Below are 23,584 nucleotides of genomic sequence, written 5' to 3'. Positions count from 1 at the left end.
GCGCTGACCCAGTCGCCGGGTCACCCGCTCGATTATACCGCCCCAAACTGCCGCCCAGCATCCGCGTCTACGTATGTGCCGTTGACCGTCGGTGCGGAACCTTAGAGCGGAGTTATGGTTTCAGGCAATTTATTGACTTAGTCAGGTATTCCCGCTATTTAGTAAAAGTTTCAAACGCGCGAGCCGTTAGCTCAGTCGGTAGAGCATCTGCCTTTTAAGCAGAGGGTCGCTGGTTCAAGTCCAGCACGGCTCACCAACCAAGGTCCCCGTCGTCTAGCCCGGCCCAGGACACCGGCCTTTCACGCCGATAACACGGGTTCAAATCCCGTCGGGGACGCCAACTTATCCGCTACGTGTTGCTAGCGCATCTGACGCGACGCCTCGTAAATAGCTTTAAATCTTTTACTTCGTCTGATACTAAAGCAGTCTAATGCCAAGCGGGCAGTTTGGCGATTCCTAGGGATAACACATTCGAATCTTAGCGGAGGGGTGCATTTTCGGAGTTGCTTATGGCATTGAGCGGCAAAGACTTCGTCAAAGAAATTCAAAAAATGGTGGCCGCGAAGCATTCGAAAGATCATGCGATCATCGGCATGATTGAAGACGGCAAGCTTGACCGCGTCGCGTTGAAAGGATTCGTCGGACAGTTCTACTTATTCTTTCCCAAGCCCTTTCCCAAGCCAATCGCAGCGATGCTAGCGCGTTGCCCTGACGATCCGGAGTTGGAGCACATGTGGATCGAGAATGTCGTCGAAGAGGGGACAGGGGAGATCACCGGTACCGACAGTCACAAGGGTTTGTTTATTCGCTTTGCCAAGGCCGCGGGTTTTAGCAAAGAGGAATTGGACAACGTGGAGCCCACGCCGGAGACTCAGGCTTTTCTCGACTGGCGCGAGCTTTTGATGTATCAGCGCACCTGGTTGGAGCTTTACGCCTGTCAGGGGTTTTGCCTCGAAGGCACGGCCAACCCGCGCATGACGCGCATCGTTAATGGGCTGACCAAACATTACGGCTTTGACCGCGAGTCCGAAGATATTCGCTACTGGACGCTGCACATGGGGGTCGACGAAGAACACATGAAAGTCGGCCCGCTGGCGGTGGAGCGCTACGCGCTCAGCGATTTTCAGCAAGCGCAGGTGCGCGCCTCGGTGCAAAAAACCCTCGATCAATTTTGGCTCGCCTTCGACGGCATTAAGCGGGCGTTTGTCGACAAAGATCCACTGTACGCGCGCTGGCGCAGCGGTCACTAAAAAAGGAGTTGATCACATGGAAATGGTCGATCTCTCACGGGTCATCTACGACGGCATGCCGAAGATTCCAATCTTGCCGGATGTCCACGTGCAGAAGTTCTTGAGCTTGGAAAAAGGCGCGCCGCTCAACGTTACCGAAGTCTCCTTGCCTTGCCACGCGGGCACACACGTTGACGCGCCGATTCACATTGTCGCCAACGGCAAGTCCATCGATCAGCTGCCACTCGATGCTTTTGTCGGTATCGGCGCGGTGATCAGCGTCAAGAAAAACGGCGGTGAAGAGGTCACTGCCAAGGACCTGGAAAATTCCGGCGTCAAGGTGGGCAAGGGCGATATCTTGATGCTCCACACCGGCTGGGACGAGAAGTTCGACAGCACCGACTACAATCTTCATCCGTATCTTTCCGTCGACGCCGCCGAGTGGATGGTCAGTAAGAAGATTAAGATGTTCGGCATCGACTGCATCACGGTCGATCTGCCGACGCCGCTGCGGCCCAAGGGCTTCGATTTCCCGGTGCACCGGACACTGCTCGGCAATGAAGTCTTGATCGCTGAGAACGTCACCAACCTAGGCGCCATCGTCGGCAAGAAGACCCGCATCATGGCCCTGCCGCTGCGGGTCAAGGGCAGTGACGCCGGCCACGCGCGCATCATTGCGGAAGTTATCAACTAACTAACGTCATGGCACCGAGCAAACCGATCAAAGGCATTATCGGCGCGTGTCTGACGCCGTTCGACGAGAACGACCGCGTCGACTTCAAAGCGCTGCAAAAAGAGATCGATTTCATCGTTTCGGACTGTGATGCCATCACGATCGCGGCGGTGGAAGCGGCTGAATACACCATGCTGACGCGCGACGAGCGCAAAGAGGTGCTGCGAGTCGCAACGGAAATGGTGGATAAAAGAATCCCGGTGATCTTGGGCTGTTCGAGTCCGTCGCCGAAGGAGGTCATCGAGCTGGCGGAGTATTCCGCCAAGGTAGGCGGCGATTTGGTGCAAGTTCTGATGCCACTGCGGCCCTGGGGCGGCCAGCCGACCATCGCCGAGCTGATGGAGTTTTATACCCAGGTGGCTTCCGCAAGCCCATTGCCGGTCACCTGTTACCACAACCCCGGTCCCGGCGCCGATCCACCGCAAGACGCTTTCGTGAAAATTAGCGAGATCGACAACATTCGCTACTTCAAAGAAAGCTCTAGAGATATCACAAAAATTTCTCGTTTAATCGAACAAATTGACCTGGCAGGGCGCGGTCATTATTTCACCACGATGCAGCCTCTATTGGTGACGCTGATGCTGGGTGGTTCGGGGGCGACCATGCCGCCGCCGGGCACGCGCATCGGCGCGCAAATTGTCCGCGCTTTTCGCGCCGGCAATCTCGATACGGCGCGTTTCTGGGCTCGCTGCTACGCGCTATTTCCCGGCAAGTGGGCCGCCTATGGGTTGCCGCCGGTGATGAAGTCGGCGATGAAACATTTCGGCATCGACATCGGTAATCCTTGCCGGCCCTACGCGCCTGTGAGTCCCAAAGACCATGCGCAGATTGGCCAGTTTCTCAAACAAGTGGGCCTAATCGGTGAAGCCGGACCGACGCCGCAAGCATTACTTGAGGCAAGCGAGAAACTACGCCAGGAAGACACGTTCCTTCGCTAACAGCGCAACAGGATTAAACCGCTATGGAATGGGTTAAGCACATCTCCGATAAACTGCTGATCTGGTTTCTGCGGCGCACCTCGGGTTTTGCCAACGAATTGACCGCTGATGGCCGCGCCGAACAGGCGCTGTGGCGCGATCAACAACGGAGAAACCTCCGCGCTCTGGCGCTGCGTTCGCAGCAGCGCTTCGGCAACAAGGTTCAATCCGGCCGGAAGTAATCCCTGCATGCCTTCACTTAACGGAAGAAAGCAAATCGTCATCTTAGGCGGTGGTTGTGGCGGTGTCGTGGCGGCCACGCAGCTGGGCCGCAAGCTCGGCGCCGATCATGATGTGATCTTGATCGACCGACGGGCCGACCATATTTTCATGCCGGCATTTTTGTTCGTCATGATGGGCGAGCGCCAGCCCGCTGAGATCAGCCGCAGTTTGAGCACCCTAAAGAAGCGCAACGTCAAGGTCATCCAATCGGAGATCGCCGGCATCGATCCGGCGCGCCAAGAGGTAGTCCTCGAGAGCGAGAAAATCCCGTACGACTATCTCATCGTGGCCCTGGGTATGCAGACGCGGCCCGATCTGATCCCGGGCTTTGGCGAGGCTTCGATCCATCCTTGGGAAATGGACTCTGCGGTGCGGTTGCGCGACAAGCTGGCCAATTTTCGCAGCGGCCGCGTCGTGGTCGGCGTGCCGCTGGGGCCATACCGCTGTCCGCCGGCGCCCTATGAAGCGCAGTGGATGCTCGACGGCTACTTCCGGGAAAAAGGCGTGCGCGAGCAAGTCGAGATCGCCTATTTTACCCGCGAAGCCGAGCCGAGCGGCGAAGCCCACGATCCGGTGGTGTGGATGGACGCCGAAAGCAAACGGCGCGGCATCAAGCAGCATTATGAATTCGTCGCGCGCTCCATCGATCCGCAAAAGAAGATTGTGCGGGGTCTCTACGATTATCAGATCGACTACGATCTCTTGGTGATGGTGCCGCCGCATCGGCCTGCGCAGGTGTTATTGGATAGCGGCCTGGCCGATTGTGAAACCGGCATTCGGGTCGACTACGAAACCTTGGAAACGAAATGGGACAATGTTTTTGCCATCGGCGATTGCGCCGACATGCCGGCGTCTAAAGCCGGCGGGGTGGCGCATCAAGAGGCTGACTTTCTCGCTCATAACCTGGCCGTAGAGCTCACCGGAAAGGGCAGACCGGTGGACCTCTGGCTGCACACCATATGACTGCTGGCATACGGCGCTGGACGCGCCGCCGCGAATCGCACGACATATCCCACCGGCTGGCCGCCATTCGGCGTGACCGAGCCGCGCACTTGGGGCCCATCGAAGATGATCTATTGGGCGAAGATTGGCTTCGAGAAGTGGTGGCTCTGGCGGTATTTCTAGAATCACTAAGATTTATTCTCGCGCAGAGGCGCTGAGGCCGCAGGGTTTTTAAGAGCGGAGTAGGAGGGTGTTTGGGAAGCGGCGATGGGTAGGTAGATTTGCCGCCATAAAGTTTACATAATATATCTTATCAGACGTAACATCTATACGCCTCTATCGGATTTGCCTCGCGCAAAGGCGCAAAAGTTAAGAAACCTACGTTAAGAATTTACTTTTTCTCTGTCGCTGGTTGGCTGCCGACTTTGGCTTCGAGCTCGGCGAGTTGGCTTGGCGCCGGTGAGTTGGGATTTTCTTTTAGATATTCTTTATAGGCATCGACAGCGGTTTTATTGTCGCCGTTTTGGGCTGCACAGCGCGCTTTGCCTAGAATCGCGCGGTCTTTGAGTGCACCGGCGATGCGTGCCGCTTCGGCATATTTGTCGATGGCCTGCTTGCAGAGGTTTTTGCGTTCTTCGATGGTCGCCAGCGTCACCAACCCGATCTGCCGGTACAGCGTGTCCGGTTTGGTGGCGGTTAGAAACCGCTGTGCCGCCGGCTGGGCTTTCTCGATATCATTCAACGCCAGGTAGCTGTTGGTTTCATACAAGTGCGCCAGCGGCGCGTAGCGTGACCAGCGAAAGCCTTGAACCTTGTTAAACAGCGCGATGGCTTCGGTATATTTTTTCTCCTGAAAAAGCGTGATCGCGCGGTCGTAATCCTTAGCGGCTTGGTCATCCTGGCGGCTTTTGTAAATCTGCCAGCCCCAATTAGCCAACAGGATCAAAACCAACACACCTGCGGCAATGACGAACTTGCTTTGATGCTGGCGCAGCAGCTCCAGGGCCCGGTCAGAAGTGCGTTGAAACCAGTCCGGCTGGCGGATGTCTTTGTGGGTGACGCGTTTGCTTGCGGTAGCCATTGGGCGGTTACTGTTTGTACTTGAAATCTTCCGGGGCCATTTTTTCTAAGATTTCGGCCCATTTTTCCTGCGACACGTTGGAGACGTTCTCAACCGCGTTTTCGTCCTTGCCTTCGTCGTTCTGCTGCAGCACGCTCGAAGCTTCAAGCACCGCTTTCGCTACGTAGATGGGGCTTTTGGTGCGCAGTGCCAAGGCGATGGCGTCGCTCGGGCGCGAATCGATCGCGACCTTACGGCCGCCCAGATCGAGGTAGACCGACGCGTAGTATGTGTTTTCTTTGAGCTCGGTGATCTCGACCGACTCCACGGAGCACCCGACCTCGGTCAAGACATTTTTCAAGAGATCATGGGTCATCGGCCGGGCCATCTTGATGCCCTCGATTTCGGTCGCCATGGCGGTCGCCTCCAAGAGGCCGATCCAGATGGGCAAGTTGAGCTTGTTTTCCGGATCTTTCAGGATCACGATCGGCGTCTTGGTGACCGGGTCCAGGGTCAACCCGCCCACCGACATTTGAATCGTATCTTCCCTCTTGTTCATGCGATCTCCCTTTTGGCCTGGGATTCTAGCAGTGTTGGGTCGAGGGACTCGCCAAGCAGTGAATTCGCCGTCGCGCCGACGATGCGGACTGACAGAAAATCGCCAACCCATTCTTCAGACCCGGCTAAATTGACGATGCGATTGCTTCGAGCGCGCCCCATAATTTGGCCGTTTCTTAGTTTCGAGTGACCGTCCACTAAGATTTCATCGACGGTGCCGATCTTGTCGCGGTTTTTGCGGAGTGAGATGCTTTGCTGCAGGGTCTGTACTTGCTTTAAGCGCGCCCTCTTGATCTCGTCAGGTATGTCGTCCGCGTATAACTTGGCTGAAACAGTTTGTGGCCGCGGCGAATACATAAACGAGAAGATTTCATCATACTCCACCTGCTGCAGCAATTCTAGCGTCGCCGCAAACTCCGCGTCGGTCTCACCAGGGAAACCGACGATAATGTCGGTGCTGAGCGCGACACGCGGACAACGTTCCTTTAGACGAAACAAACGGTCCAGATATTCTGCGCGATCGTAGCCGCGGCGCATGCGCGCCAGCACGCTGTCTGAGCCGGACTGCACCGGCAAGTGCAAATGTTCACAGAGATGGGTGAGTGTGGCAAACGCTTCGATCAGTTCGGGCGACAGATCTTGCGGATGCGACGTAGTAAAACGCAGGCGGCGCAAGCCCGCGATTTTATCTACCTGCGCCAGCAGCTCGGCAAAACAGATCTCACCGGGCGTTAACTTGCCGTAGGAATTAACGTTCTGGCCGAGCAGCATGATTTCTTGCACACCCTGGGCGACCAGCGACTCGACTTCGGCAATGATATTGCCGCTCGGGCGGCTCACTTCGCGGCCGCGCACGTGTGGCACGATGCAAAAGCTGCAGACTTTGTTGCAGCCTTGCATGATCGTCACAAACGCTTTGCGACCTTGCACCTGCGTGCGCGCTGCGACCTCTTCCATGTAGGCCGGGTCGCGATAAAAGGCTGTCTCCACCGGACGGGCCCGCAGCTGCTCGACCTGATCGATCATCTCCGGCAGCTTGTGAATGTTATGGGTGCCAAAAACCAAATCGAGATGGGGCACGCGCTTGAGCAGACTCTCCCCTTCCTGCTGCGCGACGCAGCCGCCGACGCCGATGATGACACCGTCGCGATAGTCTTTGAATTCTTTCCAGCTGCCGAGGGCGCTGTAGACTTTTTGCTCGGCCTTGTCGCGCACGCTGCAGGTGTTGAGCAGCAGCAGGTCCGCGGCATCGATGCGCTCGGTGGGAGTGTAGTCGACCTGGCGCAGCACCTGGGCGATCCGCTCGGAATCGTACTGGTTCATCTGGCAGCCGTAGGTCTGGATGTAGACTTTCTTCATGGCACGATCAGGTCGACGATCTTGTAGAGCTGATTGATGCTGCGGCATTCCTCGGCGATGTGGCAGTTGGGCGCGTACCGCGGCATCTCACTGTCGCCCACGCCCCAGGTCATGCGGCTTTCAGGGTTGAGCCAGATCAGTTGCTTGGCCTTGGACTTGATTTCGCGCAGGACCCAGTCGTTGGGACGATTGTAGTTATTACGGCCGTCGCCAATGATCAAGACGGTGGTTTTGCTGTTGATCGCCGTGAAATAGTTGCGGTGAAACATTTCGAAGGCACGGCCGAAATTCGAATGCGAGAAAACATCGATGACGTCGCCCTTGAGCGCGGCCTCAACGGCGACATTGATGTCGTGTTCCTCGAATAGTTTAGTCACCTCGCCGATCTCGCTGACAAAAACGAAGCTACGCACCTTGGCGTAAAGGTCCTGAATCGAATAGACGAACTGCAACATGAAGCGCGACGCGTTTAGCACCGAATCTGAAATGTCACAGAGGATCATCACCTGTGGCTTGGTTTTCTTGCGCCGATCGAGTTGGATGTTGAACGGCACGCCGCCGTATTGAAGATTTTTGCGCAGGGTTTGTTTGACGTTAAATCGGCCGCGCGCCGCGCGTTTGCGCCGCACCGACAGTCGATTCTTCAATCGCTGCGCCAGACGCGCGACCGCGTCGTTCATGCGCCGGATGTCGTCCTCGGTGTAAAAAGAAAAACTCTTGTCAGCCAGCGCGGTCCGCTGGCTCGAATCGCGCATCTCCATGCCCTGCTTGCGCTGCTCCTGCTGGAGCAATTCGCGCAGCAGTTTGTACATGTCGCGCATGCGCTCGTCCAAGTAGCGCATGACGTTCTGCAAATCTTCGCCGTTTTGGCCGAGCATCTGCAGCATGCCTTTGAAGCGCTCGACCTCCGACTGCACCCGGTCCATCTGCAGCCGTCCCGCCATGCGGGTAAACGGCGTGTAGCGCAGGTTCTCGGAGTTGCCGCTCTGCATCTCCTGTTCCATCGCTTCGCGTAAAAGGCGCTCCAGGTCGCCTTGGTTGCCGGAGAGCAATGCCTTGGCCAGCTCGGACAAATCCCCTTCCATCTCGCGGAGAAATTTCTGAATCTGCTCGAGCATCTCCTGGAATTGCTGTGGCGTTAAGCCGAGCTCTTCCATGATGCGGCGGTCGAGGGCATCGATGGCCTCGCCGATACCGAGAAAAAAGAAATTGAATAGCTCTTCGAAAGGCTGGATGTCGCCGGCGCGCTTGATCAGCGTCGTACGGAGCGCGCTGCGGAATAGCGTCGGATTCTCAACGCCGATCAGCTCCAGGGCGCGAAAGGCGTCCATGTTCTCAGATAGCGAGACCCGCACGCCGTTACGGCGCAGGACGTTGGCGAATTCGACGATCCGACTTTCCATAGGGATTTGACTCACCACGAAGGAGTCTTGTAGGGGCAGACCTTGTGTCTGCCCTCCGATGGGCGACCACCAGGGTCGCCTCTACACGGGTCTTTCGTACCTCCCTCGTGGTGACATGGACTAATGCAAATGATCGCTGTCGCTGCCGCCGCTGGTGGGACCCTGGTGCGCCTTTTTCTCTGCGAGATAGGTCTTCAGCTCCTGGCTCGCTTTGCGGATATCGGCTTCGTATTTCATCAGTGCCGACAACGTCTGGTCAACTAGCTCGTTGTCCAGTTGCTTGACGTTGAGCAGCGTCAGCGCTTTTACCCAATCGAGAGTCTCGCTGATGCTCGGCGTCTTTTTCAAATCGAGCTTGCGCACCCGATGCAACAGCCGGACGACCTCCTGCGCTAGCTGATCGCCAACGCCGGGCACTTTGAGTTTAATAATTTCCATTTCCCGTTCTTCGCCGGGGAAATCGATGTAGAGATGCAGGCAGCGGCGCTTGAGCGCGTCCGACATTTCTCGGCTGTTGTTGCTGGTCAGAATCACCAGCGGAATGTGTTTGGCTTTGAGCGTGCCGATCTCCGGCACGGTGACTTGAAAGTCGCTCAAGATTTCCAGCAGAAAGGCTTCGAACTCGGCATCGGATTTATCGATTTCATCGATCAACAGCACCGATTGCTTCTCCGACAGGAGCGCGCGCAACAAAGGCCGGGGCAGCAAGAAACGATCGGAAAAGAAGACGCCGTCTTGCCTGGCGATGGTGTCGACCGCCGCCTGCAGCGTCGGCGCGCCTTGCAAAGTCTCACCGATCTTGTCTTTCAAGATTTGGGTATAGAGCAGCTGCTTGGCATACTCCCATTCGTAGAGCGCTTTGCCTTCGTCCAAACCTTCGTAGCACTGCAGGCGAATCAGCTCCATGCCGAGGGCGCTGGCCAACACTTTGCCCAATTCGGTCTTGCCGACGCCGGCGGGCCCTTCGACGAGGATTGGCTTCTGTAACGTGGTGCCGAGGTAAACCACGGTGGCAACGTTCTTGTTGCAAATATATTTTTGCGTGCCCAGCCCCGAAACCACATCGTCGACCGATCGAAACATATTTTTTCCTTCCAATCGGTCGAAGCTAACATAAACATTTCTCAACAACAATCAACGTTTAGGCGCCTGTTTGCAGATGGGAAAAGCTTTCTGTAAACCCTAACTGTGTGCACCTTGGCGCTCTATTACAAAGCCTTTCGGGGCATGCCGCTGCTGGTGGCGGCCAATCGCGATGAACACTATGATCGTCCGTCGGCGCCGCCGGTCCTACTGAAAACCACACCGAAAATCATCGCCGGTAAAGACCTGCGTGTGGGCGGAACCTGGCTGGGCGTCAATGAGCGCGGTCTCTTCGTCGGCATTCTCAATCGGCGCGGCAACGGCGATGCGACCGCGAGTGCAACGACTCGCTCGCGCGGGCTCTTGTGCATGGACTTGCTGACCCACGCGAGCGCCGACGCGGTGCGTGGGTTTATCGACCGCCACCGCGAATCCTATCAGCCTTTTACCGTCGTAGTTGCCGATGACCGCCACTCTTGGGCTGCTCACAACGGCAACGGGACACTATCGCTGACGGAGCTCACCCCGGGTCTCCACGTCTTTAGCAGCCATGCCGAGGTCGATTCGCACTCCGACAAAAGCGATCGCGCTTCGAAACAGTTTGCCCTTCTGCTCGACGGCTTCGAGCCGTCTGCCCTAATGCCGCGGCTAAAAGTGTTGTTGAGCGATCACAGTGTGCCGGCCAACGGTTCAGGCGCCCGCGGCGAAGCGATTTGCGTCCACGGCGAAGTCTCGGGCACGGTGTCGGCAAGCGTGGTGCTGCTGGCTGAAGCCCGGCGCCGGTTTGAATTTTTTCATTGTCCCGGACCGCCTTGTCAAAATAATTTCGGCTCGGCTTCGGAATTGCCGCTGCCATGACCGCACCCAAACAGCCGCGGCTGGCGGCCACGGTGATTCTGCTGCGGCCCGCCGAAGCGCAAGGCTTCGAAGTTTTTCTCACCCGCCGCCCCGACTCCATGCCGTTTCTCGGCGGCATGTACTGTTTTCCCGGCGGCACTCTGCATAAAGAAGATAGTTCCGAAGCGATGCTGCGCCGCTGTCGCGGCGTCACCCCGACGCAGGCGCGGGACATACTTGGCGCCCGCTTCAGGCCGCGCGACGCGCTGGGGCTGTGGGTCGCCTGCGTCAGAGAGTTGTTTGAAGAGACCGGTGTGCTGCTCGGGTGCCAGGAAGGCGGCAAGGTCATCGAAGAGGCACGCATCGCAGCCTTGCACGATGCTTTGATGAATGAAGCGCTTTCATTTTTGGCTTTGTTGGAACGAGAAGAGTTAAACTGCGATCTTGGCCGCCTCGCCTATTTTTCTTGCTGGCAGACTCCATCGCAGTTTCCCGTGCGCTTCGATACCCGTTTTTTCATTGCCACCTTGCCGGCAAACCAGACGCCGCTGGCAACCTCACCGGAGGTGGCCCATAGTTTGTGGATCACGCCTGATGAAGCTTTGCAGCTATTTAAGCGCGGCGAGCTGCCGATGATTTTCCCGACGTTTGCTTCGCTGCGGACGCTCGCGGACTTCGCTGGCCTAGAGAGTCTCCAGAAGGAATATCTGCAGGTGCCGTAGCTCGCTATTGTTTTTTAAGAATATCTTCGAGCCGTTTTCGGTCTTCGTCGAGGATCTTCTCTTTGGGCTCGCTCGGTCGCTGCTGCACCGGCGGTCGCGGCGGCTCGGCTCTTTCGGGTTTCGACGGCTCTTCGGTTGGAGCTGCTGTTTCGGCCTTGCCAGCCTTCTCTGGTTTCTCCAGTTTCTCAGTTTTGCTTTTAGCTTTTCGCGCGGGACCGTCTTCGAGGTTGGCCCGGCCGAAAAGCTTCTCGATGCTCGCCCAATTGAACCAGATCAAGAAGGCGAGCAACCAGATAAAGAGCGGGATTATGACAAATTGGAGAAAGCGGCGGAGCCAGGGGCTTTTTGGTTGCGGTAACCGCAACCAAATTGGTTGCGGTTTCTTTTTGCGCGCTTGGGCCACGGGATAAAGTTCGATCGGCCCTCACCCTACCCTCTCCGCAGAGGGAGAGGGTTACAATCCAGAGAGAAAGGTCGAATTAGAAAGATTATTAGTAGGTCGGTTTGCTGTCGAAATGGTGCGTCGCGTTGATGATCCGCACGGTCTTGGTTTTCGAGCGCATGACCACCGACTGCGTGGTCGCGCCGCCGGGAAAGAAGTGCACGCCTTGGAGATAGTCGCCGTCGGTCACGCCGGTGGCGGCGAACATGACGTCGCCGGCGGCCAGCTCGGTTATGCTGAACTTTTTCTTGATGTCGGCGACGCCCATTTTCTTGGCGCGTTCGATCTCTTCGTTGTTGCGCGGCGCTAAACGTCCCTGGAACTCGCCACCGGCGCAGCGCAGCGCCGCCGCGGCGATGACCCCTTCCGGTGCACCGCCGATGCCGAGTAGTAGATCGATGCCGGTTTCCGGCTTGGTCGTCGCGATGGCGGCGGCAACATCGCCATCGCCGATCAAGCGAATGCGCGCGCCGGTTTGGCGCACTTCTTTGATGATCGCTTCGTGGCGCGGCCGGCTTAAGATAATCACCATCAGGTCTTCGACTTTGCAGCGCTTCGCTTCGGCTAGCGCGTGCAAGTTCTGCGTCGGTGTTTTGTCGAGATCGATGACCCCGCGCCCCGCCGGGCCGCTGGCGATTTTTTCCATGTAGGTGTCAGGGCAGTTGAGCAGCTTGCCGCCGTCGCCCATGGCGAGCACAGAAAGCGCATTGGGAGCGCCGGTGGCGCAGATGGTCGTGCCTTCGAGGGGATCGAGCGCTATGTCGATTTTCGGGCCGCCCGAGCCGACCTTCTCGCCGATATAGAGCATCGGCGCTTCGTCGCGTTCGCCCTCGCCGATCACCACCGTGCCTTCGATGGCTAGTGCATCGAAGGCTTTGCGCATCGCGTCCACCGCGGCTTGGTCCGCCGCCTTCTCGTCGCCGCGCCCGATCAATCGGGCACAGTTCAATGCCGCCGCTTCGGTAACGCGCACCGCTTCCAGAGCTAGATTTCGGTCCATGTTTTTCTCCCTTCGATGAGCGACTCCATCAGGCGGAAGGCTTGCTTGGCGACAACGCCGGTTTTGGCAGCGTCCTTTTCGTTGTATCCGACCGCGCCATTATGGCGCGGCTCGGCGGGCGAATAAAGCACAAACGGCACGGGCTCTTTGACATGGGTTTTCAGCGCAATCGCCGTCGGATGATCCGGCATGAGGAGAATGCGATAATCCTTGCGGTTGGCCATGCCTTTCAACACAGTGCCAACGACTTTCTCGTCGAAATCTTCCAGCGCCTGGATCTTGGCTTTGACATCGCCCATGTGACCGGCTTCGTCGGTGGCTTCGACATGGATAAAAACGAAATCGTTTTTCTCCAACGAGCGCACGCCGTACTCGCCCTTGCCGACGTAATTAGTGTCCAGGAATCCGGTGATGCCGGGCACGTCGATGCGCTCTAATCCGGCGTAGACGCCCAAACCGTGAATAATATCGACGGCTGAAATCACGCCACCTTTGATGCCAAATCTTTTGGTCAGCGGCGGCAACTGCGGCGCCCTGCCCTGGCCCCAGAGCCAAATCGTGGTTGCCTGGCGATGGCCGTCGGCCTTGCGCTTTTGATTCACCGGATGGTTTGCCAGCAAAGGCTGCGAGGCGCTCATCAGTTGCAGCAGGCGGTCGGCGCCTTCGCCCTTGGGCATATAGCCCGCAGTTTTTTGATCGGTGATGTCGTGCGGCGGTGTGGTTTCCATCTTCTCCAAACCGTCGCGCCAGACCATCAAATGGCGATAGCTCACGCCGGGGAAAAATTCGATGCCGTCGCCGCCCAACTCTTTGTCCAGGTCGCGGATAATCTCGCTCGACTCCTCGGTGGTAATATGGCCCGAGGTGAAATCTTCCATTTCGATCGCGCTGCCCGTACCGCGCAGGGTCACCAGGTTGCAGCGAAAGGCGATGTCCTTGGGCCGAAGCGCCACACCCATGCTGGCGGCTTCGAGCGGCGAACGACCGGTGTGATAAACCGCCGGGTCATAGCCCATGATGCTCATATTGCCGACGTCGCTGCCCGGCGGAAAACCGTCCGGAATCACGTGCGCCAGGCCGTAAACGCCGCGCTGCGCGAGCCAATCCATATTGGGCGTCTTGGCCGCTTCGAGTGGCGTCTTGCCGCCGAGAACCTCGAGCGGATAGTCCGCCATGCCGTCGCCTTGGAGAATGATGTATTTCACTTATTCCGTCCGTTTCTCAGAAAATATTTATCGCGCAAAGACGCAGAGGACGCAAAGTTCGGTAATATTTTTCTTATTCTTACCTTCGTGCTCTTCGTGCCTTCGTGGTGAGCCAGTTATTTTCGAACTTTCGCGTTCTTTGCGGGAGGCACCTCCGGATCCTACTTCGCGCCCCAGATTGGAAACCACACCGGGTCCACTAGCATATAATCGCGATTGCGGATGGAATCCAGAGCCCTGCGCATTTGCTTCAGAGTGGCGCTTTCCAGCGTCATTACGAAGGGCAAAATTTGCTCTGGCCTCTGTTTGAGGCGGTAGGTCTGTATCAACAAACGGACTTCTTCTTCGCTATGGCGCAGCTGCCAGATCTCGGCGATGTTCACGCCGATACGGCCGAAGGTTTGGCCGATATCGCCGACAATACCGGCGCGGTCTTTGACGACGAATCGCACATAAAAAGAGCCGTCGATCTCATTTTCCGACTGGAGCTTAAGCGCGCCGGGCGCAATTAGACTCGGCACGCCGAAGAACCTGCGCTCGCCGCGCGCCAGCTCGCAGACATCGCCCAGCACCGCCACCGCTGTCGGCCCGCCGCCCGCGCCCGGTCCAACTAAAGTGTAATCGCAATCGCGCTCGCCGCGTCCGCCGCTGCTGCTCTTGCCGGCAAAACAGATGGCGTTGGTGGCGCCGTCGATGCCGGCGAGAAAATTCTCACGCTGCACCAGCGCCGGCGCGACGAAGATCTGCACCGCGCTGCCTCGGCGGCGCGCCACCGATAATTGCTTAATGGTTCCGCCCATCCGCTGGGCATAGCGAAAGTCCACCGCGTGTATCTCTTCGATGCCTTTGCGCCAGACTTTTCCGGGAGTCAGCTGCAAACCGAAAGCGACCAGAGCCAGCAGCAACAACTTGGCTTCGGCATCGCTGCCGTTCACATCCGCGGCCGGATTGGTTTCGGCGTAACCTTTCGCCTGGGCTTCTTGCAAAGCTTCAGCATAGGCTTTGCCGCTCTTCTCCATTTGCGACAGAATATAATTGCAGGTGCCGTTGACGATGCCGAAGATCGCCTCCGGCTGCTCGACGGCAAAGCTTTCGCTGAGCGAGCGAATGACCGGGATGCCACCGCCGACGCAGGCCTCGAAACGAAGCTGTTGGCCGCTCTTGGCCGCTGCCGCCCAAATTTCTTTGCCATAACGCGCCAGCACGGCCTTGTCGGAAGTGACTACGGATTTGCCGTTGCGGAAAGCGCGCATAAAATAGTCGCGGAAAACCGGCAGCTGTGCGGCTGATTGAAAGCCCAAGGCTTCGATGACGATGTCCACGTTGGGGTCGTCGAGCACCGCCTCGGCCTTGTCGGTGAACAAATCGCGGCGCTCGGCGAACCACTTCTTGCCCCCGGGATTGCGTGTGTAAATCTTACGTAATTCGAGTTGTTCGTTGACGCCTTGAAAGAGGATGTCTTGGATCGCTTCACCGACCACACCGGAACCGAGCAAACCGATGCCGACTCTTCGCGGGTTCTTCGAATCAGTCATGATGCGATGGGTACGAGCTAATCGAGCAGCTTGCCCAGAGCGCGTTTGATATTGCGCACCGCCTGCTTGGTGCGGTGCTCGTTCTCGATCAAAGCGAAGCGCACATGCTCGTCGCCGTACTGGCCGAAGCCGATGCCGGGAGACACTGCCACCTGGGCTTCTTTGAGCAGGTATTTGGAGAACTCCACCGAGCCCATCTTCTTAGCAGCTGGGGGAATCTCCGCCCAAACAAACATCGTGCCTTTGGGTTTTTCGATATGCCATCCGGCGCGATCGAGGCCGTCGATCAACGAGTCGCGCCGCTTCTGATACATCAGACGAATATCTTCGACGCAGTCCTGCGGCCCATTCAAAGCCTGAATAGCGGCGATCTGCACCGGCTGAAAAATGCCGTAGTCGAGATAGCTCTTGATGCGCGCCAAAGCGTGGACGATCTCTTTGTTGCCGACGCAAAACCCGACGCGCCAGCCGGGCATGTTGTAGCTTTTTGACAGCGAGAAAAGCTCCACGCCGATATCTTTCGCGCCCGGCACTTGCAGGAAGCTCGGCGCTTGATAACCGTCGAACGTCAGGTCGGCGTAGGCCAGATCATGCACGACAATAAACTCGTGTTCTTTGGCTGCCTTCACCACGCGCTCAAAAAAATCCAACTCGACGACTTGGGTGGTCGGGTTATGTGGGAAACTGATCACGAGCATTTTTGGTTTGGGCCAGGTCTGCTTGACCGCTTCTTCAAGATGGCCAAAAAAAGCCTCACTCGTCGTCAACGGCAAACAGCGCAGGTCGCCGCCAGCAAGGACGACCGCATACTGATGGATCGGGTAGGTCGGGCTCGGGCACAACACCACATCGCCGGGATCGATGGTGGCCCATGCCAAATGGGAGAGACCCTCTTTGGCACCGATGGTAACGATCGCTTCGCTGTCGGGATCGAGCCTGACCTCGTAGCGCCGCTTGTACCAATCGGTGATGGCGCAGCGCAATTTATAGATGCCACGCGAAACGGAATAGCGGTGGTTTGCCGGTTTCGCTGCGGCCTCGACGAGCTTGGCCACAACATGCGGTGGCGTTGGCAAGTCCGGATTGCCCATGCCAAAGTCGACGATGTCCTCGCCGCGATGACGGGCTTCCATCTTCATGCCGTCGATGATGCTAAAGACATAAGGCGGCAGCCGCTTAATACGCTGAAACTCCACGCGTTATCCTTTCGTAAAACCGTTTTATTAGTTATAAGCCAACTGCGCGCAAAGCGCAAAAGCAAGGAGACTGGGAGCTCCGAGCCAGCCCCCTGCTCCGTGCTTATTAGTTCAGTCCGTACAGCCGCCTGGGATTGTCGTAGAGAACTTTGCGTTTCACATCCGCACTCAAGCCGTTCATTGCTTTGAAGCGCGCAATCGCGTTCAGCTCGCTCGAGGTATCGCCGTGGCCATAGTCCGTGCCGATGACCAGATTGTCTTCGCTCGAGTAGTTCATGATGTACTTAAAATCATCGTCGGTCTGAGTCGAAACGTAGATATTGAATTCCTTCAGGCAGTTGCTCGACACCGGATGCTTCCCACCGAGCGAACGGCGCACCGCTTCATGGACAACCCAGGGCACCCATTGGCTAGAGACCTCAATGAAGCCCCAACGTAGCTTGGGGAAAACCCGCGGAATCTCGCTGACGATCAAAGCGTAGCACGAGGTCACCGTCGGAATTCTGAAAGTCGAGAAGCCACCGCCGGCTTCGTTGGTGAGCAGCTGGAATAACTCCGGACTGCCGTTGGCAAGATGCACTGTGACCGGAATGTCCAGGCGCTCCGCCTCTTCATAGATCGGATAAAAGAATGGATCGGTCATCAACAACTGATTGCGCTCGTAGGGGCGGATGCAGACACCGACGGCGCCGTGTTCTTTGGCAAAGCGAATCTGCGACACGGCTTCCTTGGGCGAGAGGCCAGGAACAACGCAAGTCCAACGCAAGCGGCCCTCCCCTGCTTTCCAGACATCGGCAAGCCAACGGTTCCATGCCCAGCTCAGTGCAATTTCGGCGTCGGGCCGGCTGGTGAGCGGCGTGATCCATAGCGAGTTGAAAAGAATCTGCACGTCGACGCCCAATTCGTCCATGTGTTTTAGTCGCTGCGATACGTCGGTCAGCTCGCGCGCCTCCACCGGCGTGGCGACTTCACGGCCAAATCTTTTCACATGGGCGGCGGATTCCTTTTCATCTGGCGAGGGGAACTTGCTGCCGAGGTTTTCGCCGTCGAGCAGCCAAACTTGGCGCCGCGGGTTTTTTGGGTCGGGCACCAAAGTCGGCCGATATTTTTGATCGGCCGCATCAAGGTAATCCCACACACGCTCAGTTTCGACCACGTGGGCGTCGGCGTCGATGACGTTATGCGCGAATTTTGCCGTCGACATAGTTCCTCCTTGCTTCGCTTAGAAATAGCCGAGCTTACCACCCCTGTCCACCCCTGGTTATTGTCACTGGCTTGCACAGCACCACAGTCGCATTATAGAGATGGCTCAGTCGCAAACATGGAGGAGTAACATGGCGCAGCTCGATCTTTCGCGTTTTTCCCTAGCAGGCCGCACAGCGATCATTACCGGCGGTAGCGGCGGCATTGGCCGCGCCTGCGCCGTCGCTTTCGCCAAGGCCGGCGCCAACATCGTGATTGCTTCATTGCCGCCGGAATCGATCGCGCCGGTGGTGCGCGAAATCGAAACGTTGGGAGTCAAAGGCTTAGGCGTTTCCGTCAACGTTGCCGACGCCGCCCAAGTGAAATCGATGGTGGAGCAGACACTTGCGGTCTTCGGCAGAATCGACGTGTTGGCCAACGTCGCCGGCGGCTCCTACAGCCGCAACCCGCACATGCCGGCGTTCAATCGCGCGCCCCTGCTCGATCTCGCGCCGGAAGATTTCATGACCGCCTACGAGGTCAATACCAAGAGCGCTTTTCTCTGTGCCAAGGCAGTGGTGCCGGCGATGAAGGCACAGGGCAAAGGCAGCATCATCAACATCGGCTCGATTTCGGGGCGCAGCACTAAGAAAGAACGCGCCGACATGGCTGCCTACGGCACGGCCAAGGCCGCCGTGATGAACCTGACCTTTCACATGGCTAACCAATGGGGACCCGAAGTGCGCGTCAACGCGATCGCGCCGGGTATCATCGATACACCGCGCCCGGCCGGCACCGGGCGAGAACAGTCTTTTGCCGAATCCGCGAAAAACATCGCTTTGGGCCGCACCGGCACGGCGGACGAAGTCGCCGGCGTCGCTTTGTTCTTGGCTTCAGATGCGGCGAGCTACGTCAACGGTTCGGTCATCGATGTGAACGGCGGCGAGTGAAAGCGCTAGAAAAGGTTCTCACCAATCCAGAGACCGTTGGGTTTTAGCTGCCAGTTATGGTACAGCGCATCGTCCATCCCAACGTAAAACGCCTCAAGTCGCCCATCGGCATTCCGTCCCACCGCAAGCTGCTTTGCTTGCGTAGGTGTTTCGGGGCCGAGAAAGTACTCGCCGCCCCAGTAGCCATTCGGGGCCAACTGCCAGTTGTGGTAGAGCACGTTGTCGAGACCGATGTAAAAAATTTCCATGCGGCCATCGGCATTTTTTCCTACAGCGACCTGTTTCGCTTTGCGCGCCATGTCTGGGCCGAGGGGCTCCGCGTTGTTCCACTCGCGGTTCGGAGCTAGCTGGGACTTGTGATAAAGCACATCATCGCTGCCGATACAAAAAAGCTCCATCCGACCGTCGGCCTGTTCCCCGACTGCCAGCTGTTTGGCTTTGAGTGACGCGTCAGGCTCCAAGGGCACTTCACCCCCCCCCCATTTGCCATTGGCCACGAGCTGGCAATTGTGATTCACCGCATCGTCCAAACCGATAGAAAAGAGATCCATCCGTCCGTCAGCGTGCCGGCCCGCGACTAACTGCTTTGACTTGCTGACCTCTTTGGGGCCGAGGAAGTACTCGCAGATCCAATAACCGTTGGGTGTTAGTTGCCAGTTGTGGTAGATAACTGCGTCTTCGAGACCGACGTAGAAGACCTCGATTCGGCCGTCTAAATTGTGACCGACAAAGAATTCTTTGGTTCTGCTTGGTAGGATTGGACCGAGCAGGTATTTGCCGCTCCAGTAACCGTTGGGCTGCAGTTGCCAGGCGTGGCTTATGCGATCGTCACTGCCAACATAAAAGACTTCGATGCGGCCGTCTTTGTTGCGTCCGGCGTGCACCGCTTTGGCAAACGTAGTCGTCTGGATCGGTGCCGGCGCAATCGGGACCGGTGCCCCTGCGGATGTCGGAGCTAGTCCGACGACCTCTCCCAAGTCTAGCTGGGTGTTGGGCTGGAGCAGCGCGATGATCTGCGAAGGATCGAACGCTTCGAGAACCACGCCGCGTTTGCCGCGAATTTCCCCGAGAAGTGAGGTTAGCTTATCAGTGGTCGAACGAATGACAAATTTTGCCAGCATGCGTCTTGTTTGGCAGTTGTCACGACGGGACAACGTCGGCGGGAATCTAGCTGTGTTTTGAGGGCCATTCAACCCAATCGAAGATGTTCACTCATAAAATACGAAAGCCTCCACTCATCGTGGAGGCCTCCCTGCTCACTTCGATGAATTCCCAGCAGCTTAGATTTCTTTGGACTTGATCGTGTAGGTGAAGCTCTTTGGATCCAAAGCATCCTTGCGGCCGTTGGCGGTTTCCGATTGCGGCTACATCAAGCCCACTTCGGCGCAAGTTCCTCATGAAGAAGGAGTGATCTTCGCGTTCAGGCAGTACTAGAGCAAACCCATGCCACGGCGGGCCGACGATCGAAAAATTTCAGCGTGCCATTAGGCGGCGCGTCAGGTAGGAAAGAAAGTCGACGAGCGAAACCAGAAGCATCATCGCGATCAACACCGAGCTCGCCTCTTTCATATGGAAAAGTCCCATGTGAAAGGCGAGCATCTGCCCCAAGCCGCCGGCGCCGACGACGCCGAGCACCGCCGCGGCGCGGATGTTGTTCTCCCAGCGATAGAGCGAGTAAGAGATGATTTGCGGCAGCACCTGCGGCAAAGTGGCGTAAAGAAACACTCGACCCGGCGGCACACCTTGCACCCGCAGGGCAAACGCCGGAGCGGTGGGTGCGTTCTCGATCGCTTCCGCGAATAACCGACCAAGCACTCCAGCCGTGTGCATCGCCAATGCCAGGGTGCCGGCAAAGGGCCCAAGCCCGGCGGAAATCAGCAGCAAAGCCGCCCATACTAGCTCGGGAATCGAACGCAGCACGTTAAGAATTAAGCGCACCGGGGCGCGAGCGAGCGAACTTTCGACGCCGGGGCTTTGGCTCGCTGGCAGCGCTAAAACCAGGCCGCCAAGGGCGGCGAGCATGGTGCCGAGCGCCGACATCGCCAAGGTCTCTAGGCTGGCTATCGCGAGCTTGGCGAGAAAAGTTGCCTCTCGCGACGGCGTCAAGAGCTCGCCAAGAAACTTCGTCATGCGGCCCATCGAACTGGCTGAGAAGAAGTTTGCCCATTGTAAGTTGAGCGACCAGAAGCTTGCCGCGATCAATGTAGCGATCACGATCAGCACGACAGCGGCCCGGCGGCGCGCCCGGAGAAACTGCGCCGGCGCGCGATTTGGGAGATGCCCCAGAGTCGTTGCCGAGGCCGTGCTCATGCGATCATCTTCCGCAGTTGCAGGCTAACGTGATCGGCGAGCCAGACCAACAGCACGAAGGCGATCAGCATGGTGCTGACTTCCGAGCCGTTGAACATTTTCATCGACAACTCCATTTGCTGGCCCAGCCCACCGGCACCAACGAAACCTAGTACCGCCGAGGAGCGAATCGCGCACTCCCAGCGATAGATCGTGTAGCTGGTGAGCTCTCCGGCGTTCTCGGGCAAAAGGCCGTAGAAGAATGCTTGCAAGCGGCTCGCGCCATTGCGCAGCAGGGAAGTCGTCGAATGCAGATTGCCGCTTTCGAGAATATCGCCGTAGACTTTGCCGAGCATTCCGCTATAGGTGAGCGCGATCGCCAGCACGCCGGCCGTAGCTCCGAGCCCGACCACGCGCACAAAAACCAACGCCCAAACCAGCTCGGGAATGCTGCGCAGAAAAATCAGCAGCAAGCGAACCGCCTGGCGCGCGGCAAAAGGGATTGCATGCATACGTCCGGGCAGTGACGAAACCGACAGAATCGCCGTCGACGCCAATGCCAGCGGCGCGGCGAAGACCAGCGCCAGCGCAATCCCCGCTGTCGCAATCGCCACCGTGCGCCAAGCCTCCCGCGCGACCATGGTCAAGAATTCGACTTCGAGCTTGGGCGGAAAAAAATCGCCAATGAAACGGGCGGTGACTCGCAGATTCTCGGGCGTGAAGAACACCCAGGGTTTGAAGTCGGTCGCGTAGAGCGATGGGATCAATAGGACCAGCGCCAGCAGAGCCCAAGAAAGGCGCTCGTGGAACGCCGGATCGCGGCGCGGCGGCGCTAGCGCGGCGAGGTTAGTCATGATCGGTATCAGGTCGGAACAATTCGGCCCGGCAGCGCCACATTGTCAGAGTTCGGCTCTGCCGCGTAGGTTCGAGGCCCCGTCAACTCATGCTCATATTGAGCATAGAGCCGTGCCAGCCGGTCGTCAGTCAATTCCATCGACGGCAGATCGAAAACCAGCTCGCCATCGCGCAAGCCAATTATCCGCGGAAAGCGCGCCGCGACATTAACCTGATGCAGGGTGACTATTAGAGTCACACCGCGCTCACGGGCCGCACCCGTCAAGGTATCGATCGCCAACTTCGCCCGCGTCGGGTCGAGAGCCGAGAGCGGCTCGTCGATCAGCCACAGAGACGCCGGCGCTACCAGCGCGCGCGCCAAGCCCACCCGTCGCCGCTCTCCGCCGGAAAGCCGGTCGACGCGATCCCATAATTTATCGGCGAGATCGAACTGTTGTAGCGCCGCATGGGCTTCGCCAATGCCGGTGGGATAGACGAGAGAACGCAGACTCCGCCAAAGAGACTGGGCCGGCAGGCGCGCCGCCAGAACCGCGGTGATTGCCCGCTGGCGCGGCGGCAGCGGCGGATTTTGCGGCGCCATGAAGATGCGGCCGCGCAGCTTTTGCAAGCGCGCCACCGGCAGCGACCAGGGGTCATCGTCATTGAGCAGCAAGCCCCCCTGCGCCGGCTTGAGCGCACAGGCAATGGCGTGTAGGAGCGTGGTTTTGCCGGCTCCCGAAGGACCGATCACGGCCACCTGCTCGCCCGGCGTAATCGCAAGGCCGAGCGGCTTCAAAGCCGGCGCGGCACTGGCTGCGCTGGCTGGATGGCGCGCCGCGAGGCCGCGCAATTCTATGCGCAAGGCGCCGTTATTTGATGAGTTCTGCACTGCGGCCCGCCGTTTCCAGGGCTTTGTAGTTCTCGGCGCGGGTCGGAATATACTTGGTGGCGCGATTGAGGGTCAGGATTTCCTTGCCCTCCGGGTTGTTCATGTCGAGATCGAAGAACGCCTTGGCGATGCGGTCGCGCTGCGCCGCCGGCATATCGGCGTGCACCGACCAATTGTAATTGTAAAAAGGCGGCGTGGTGTAAAATACATCGACCTTGGCAGTATCCACTTTCTTCTCGTCGACAAACTTGCGCCACACGGTGATATCGAGAGCCGCCGCGTCGACCCGGCCGCTGACCACCGAAGCAATGGTCGCGTCATGGGCGCCCGAGTAGGCGACCCGGGTCAAATCCTTTTCTGGATTGATTTTGGCCTGCAACAAGAAACTGCGCGGCATCAAGTGGCCGGAGGTGCTCGACTGGGAACCGAAGCTCAGCGCTTTGCCGCGCAGGTCGTTGAGCGTCTTGATGCCGGAGTTGGTCTGGGCGATGAAGACCGAGCGAAACTGCGCGTCCTCCTCGCGCTGCGCGATGGGAATAATCTTGCCGCCCGAGCGCAGCTGCGCCTGAACATGGGTGAAGCCGCCAAACCAGACCAGCTCCACCTGCTTATTGACCAGCGCTTCCACCGCCGCCGGGTAATCGGTAACCGGCGTGAATTCAACCTTCATGTTGAGCACCCGTTCGAGATACTTGACGATCGGGCCGAACTTACGAACCTGTTCGGTGGCAGCCTCTTCCGGAATGGTCGTCACTCGGAGAAGCTGCTGGGCCGAGACTGTGGCCGTCGACGCGACCAGAATGAGTGCTGTAACGATGTATGCCAAAAAAAACGATTGCCGGATTTGGCAACGGGTTGACGATCTTAACATGCTCCCCCCGAATTCAGACTCGATTGTTATTTCCTATAGTGATCATAGGTAACAGAAAACACGCAA

The 23,584-nt window shown here is 57.9% G+C and carries 23 protein-coding genes and 2 tRNA genes; 10 read left to right on the top strand and 15 right to left on the bottom strand.

Features of this window, described 5'->3' with window-relative positions:
• Positions 1–180 precede the first annotated feature (180 nt).
• The 6 genes from FJ145_11540 (at position 181) to FJ145_11515 (ending at position 4,124) form a co-directional block, all read left to right on the top strand.
• Positions 181–256 (top strand) — tRNA-Lys (locus tag FJ145_11540).
• Positions 257–262: 6 nt separating this feature from the next.
• Positions 263–340: transfer RNA gene (locus FJ145_11535), tRNA-Glu, on the top strand.
• 169 nt (positions 341–509) lie between these two features.
• Positions 510–1,250, top strand: a complete 741-nt coding sequence (locus tag FJ145_11530) for a hypothetical protein (protein MBM4262046.1) — start codon at positions 510–512, stop codon at positions 1,248–1,250.
• A 16-nt stretch (positions 1,251–1,266) separates the two neighbouring features.
• Positions 1,267–1,923 carry a cyclase family protein gene (locus FJ145_11525; protein MBM4262045.1) on the top strand — a complete coding sequence of 219 codons (657 nt, stop codon included), beginning with the start codon at positions 1,267–1,269 and terminating at the stop codon, positions 1,921–1,923.
• An 8-nt stretch (positions 1,924–1,931) separates the two neighbouring features.
• A complete protein-coding gene (locus tag FJ145_11520; GenBank protein MBM4262044.1) occupies positions 1,932–2,900 on the top strand; it encodes a dihydrodipicolinate synthase family protein in 969 nt (322 codons plus the stop codon).
• A gap of 108 nt (positions 2,901–3,008) precedes the next feature.
• The gene (locus FJ145_11515) at positions 3,009–4,124 is read left to right on the top strand and encodes an NAD(P)/FAD-dependent oxidoreductase (GenBank protein MBM4262043.1); all 1,116 of its coding nucleotides are present in this window, start codon (positions 3,009–3,011) and stop codon (positions 4,122–4,124) included.
• Positions 4,125–4,494: 370 nt separating this feature from the next.
• On the opposite strand, the gene FJ145_11510 is transcribed toward FJ145_11515, so the two are convergent.
• The 5 genes from FJ145_11510 to FJ145_11490 form a co-directional block, all read right to left on the bottom strand.
• Positions 4,495–5,184 carry a tetratricopeptide repeat protein gene (locus FJ145_11510; GenBank protein MBM4262042.1) on the bottom strand — a complete coding sequence of 230 codons (690 nt, stop codon included), beginning with the start codon at positions 5,182–5,184 and terminating at the stop codon, positions 4,495–4,497.
• Between the two features lie 7 nt (positions 5,185–5,191).
• A complete protein-coding gene (locus FJ145_11505) occupies positions 5,192–5,722 on the bottom strand; it encodes a bifunctional nuclease family protein (GenBank protein ID MBM4262041.1) in 531 nt (176 codons plus the stop codon).
• Positions 5,719–7,080, bottom strand: a complete 1,362-nt coding sequence (gene miaB, locus FJ145_11500; GenBank protein ID MBM4262040.1) for a tRNA (N6-isopentenyl adenosine(37)-C2)-methylthiotransferase MiaB — start codon at positions 7,078–7,080, stop codon at positions 5,719–5,721. Before miaB ends, FJ145_11505 begins: the two co-directional genes overlap by 4 nt.
• A complete protein-coding gene (locus tag FJ145_11495) occupies positions 7,077–8,483 on the bottom strand; it encodes a VWA domain-containing protein (protein ID MBM4262039.1) in 1,407 nt (468 codons plus the stop codon). The genes miaB and FJ145_11495 overlap by 4 nt, the downstream gene beginning before the upstream one ends.
• Before the next feature lie 120 nt (positions 8,484–8,603).
• Positions 8,604–9,566, bottom strand: a complete 963-nt coding sequence (locus tag FJ145_11490) for a MoxR family ATPase (protein MBM4262038.1) — start codon at positions 9,564–9,566, stop codon at positions 8,604–8,606.
• A 114-nt stretch (positions 9,567–9,680) separates the two neighbouring features.
• On the opposite strand from FJ145_11490, the gene FJ145_11485 reads away from it, so the two are divergent.
• Genes FJ145_11485 through FJ145_11475 form a run of 3 tightly spaced genes read left to right on the top strand, consistent with a single transcriptional unit; the run spans position 9,681 to position 11,483 of the window.
• Positions 9,681–10,424 (top strand): NRDE family protein, encoded by a 744-nt coding sequence (locus tag FJ145_11485; protein ID MBM4262037.1) that lies wholly within the window; start codon positions 9,681–9,683, stop codon positions 10,422–10,424.
• The gene (locus FJ145_11480; protein MBM4262036.1) at positions 10,421–11,125 is read left to right on the top strand and encodes an NUDIX hydrolase; all 705 of its coding nucleotides are present in this window, start codon (positions 10,421–10,423) and stop codon (positions 11,123–11,125) included. The genes FJ145_11485 and FJ145_11480 overlap by 4 nt, the downstream gene beginning before the upstream one ends.
• Positions 11,126–11,132: 7 nt before the next feature.
• On the top strand, positions 11,133–11,483 hold the full coding sequence (locus FJ145_11475) for a hypothetical protein (protein MBM4262035.1): 351 nt from the start codon (positions 11,133–11,135) through the stop codon (positions 11,481–11,483).
• Positions 11,484–11,616: 133 nt separating this feature from the next.
• Here FJ145_11475 and glpX read toward each other — a convergent pair whose 3' ends face one another.
• The 5 genes from glpX to FJ145_11450 all read right to left on the bottom strand — a co-directional run bounded on the left by glpX (position 11,617) and on the right by FJ145_11450 (position 17,707).
• Entirely contained in the window at positions 11,617–12,567 is a 951-nt protein-coding gene (gene glpX / locus FJ145_11470) for a class II fructose-bisphosphatase (protein MBM4262034.1), read from the bottom strand.
• The gene (locus FJ145_11465) at positions 12,552–13,772 is read right to left on the bottom strand and encodes a cofactor-independent phosphoglycerate mutase (protein MBM4262033.1); all 1,221 of its coding nucleotides are present in this window, start codon (positions 13,770–13,772) and stop codon (positions 12,552–12,554) included. Before FJ145_11465 ends, glpX begins: the two co-directional genes overlap by 16 nt.
• Before the next feature lie 161 nt (positions 13,773–13,933).
• On the bottom strand, positions 13,934–15,307 hold the full coding sequence (locus FJ145_11460; protein MBM4262032.1) for a homoserine dehydrogenase: 1,374 nt from the start codon (positions 15,305–15,307) through the stop codon (positions 13,934–13,936).
• A gap of 17 nt (positions 15,308–15,324) precedes the next feature.
• Positions 15,325–16,503, bottom strand: coding sequence for an alanine transaminase (locus FJ145_11455; protein MBM4262031.1), 1,179 nt, complete (start codon positions 16,501–16,503; stop codon positions 15,325–15,327).
• A gap of 106 nt (positions 16,504–16,609) precedes the next feature.
• Complete coding sequence (locus FJ145_11450) at positions 16,610–17,707, bottom strand: amidohydrolase (GenBank protein MBM4262030.1); 1,098 nt, start codon at positions 17,705–17,707, stop codon at positions 16,610–16,612.
• A 100-nt stretch (positions 17,708–17,807) separates the two neighbouring features.
• On the opposite strand from FJ145_11450, the gene FJ145_11445 reads away from it, so the two are divergent.
• Positions 17,808–18,635 carry an SDR family oxidoreductase gene (locus FJ145_11445; protein ID MBM4262029.1) on the top strand — a complete coding sequence of 276 codons (828 nt, stop codon included), beginning with the start codon at positions 17,808–17,810 and terminating at the stop codon, positions 18,633–18,635.
• Positions 18,636–18,640: 5 nt separating this feature from the next.
• Here FJ145_11445 and FJ145_11440 read toward each other — a convergent pair whose 3' ends face one another.
• The 5 genes from FJ145_11440 to FJ145_11420 form a co-directional block, all read right to left on the bottom strand.
• The gene (locus tag FJ145_11440) at positions 18,641–19,756 is read right to left on the bottom strand and encodes a hypothetical protein (GenBank protein ID MBM4262028.1); all 1,116 of its coding nucleotides are present in this window, start codon (positions 19,754–19,756) and stop codon (positions 18,641–18,643) included.
• A gap of 352 nt (positions 19,757–20,108) precedes the next feature.
• A complete protein-coding gene (gene phnE, locus FJ145_11435; protein MBM4262027.1) occupies positions 20,109–20,945 on the bottom strand; it encodes a phosphonate ABC transporter, permease protein PhnE in 837 nt (278 codons plus the stop codon).
• Positions 20,942–21,778 carry an ABC transporter permease gene (locus FJ145_11430; protein MBM4262026.1) on the bottom strand — a complete coding sequence of 279 codons (837 nt, stop codon included), beginning with the start codon at positions 21,776–21,778 and terminating at the stop codon, positions 20,942–20,944. The genes phnE and FJ145_11430 overlap by 4 nt, the downstream gene beginning before the upstream one ends.
• A gap of 8 nt (positions 21,779–21,786) precedes the next feature.
• Positions 21,787–22,620 (bottom strand): ATP-binding cassette domain-containing protein, encoded by an 834-nt coding sequence (locus FJ145_11425; protein MBM4262025.1) that lies wholly within the window; start codon positions 22,618–22,620, stop codon positions 21,787–21,789.
• A 7-nt stretch (positions 22,621–22,627) separates the two neighbouring features.
• A complete protein-coding gene (locus FJ145_11420; protein MBM4262024.1) occupies positions 22,628–23,518 on the bottom strand; it encodes a putative selenate ABC transporter substrate-binding protein in 891 nt (296 codons plus the stop codon).
• Positions 23,519–23,584 lie beyond the last annotated feature (66 nt).

The organism is Deltaproteobacteria bacterium, assembly GCA_016874755.1.
Classification (GTDB): Bacteria; Desulfobacterota; Binatia; order UBA9968; family UBA9968; genus DP-20.
The sequence above is the reverse complement of the archived record's forward strand: the minus strand, read 5'-3'. Positions and strand labels throughout refer to the sequence as shown.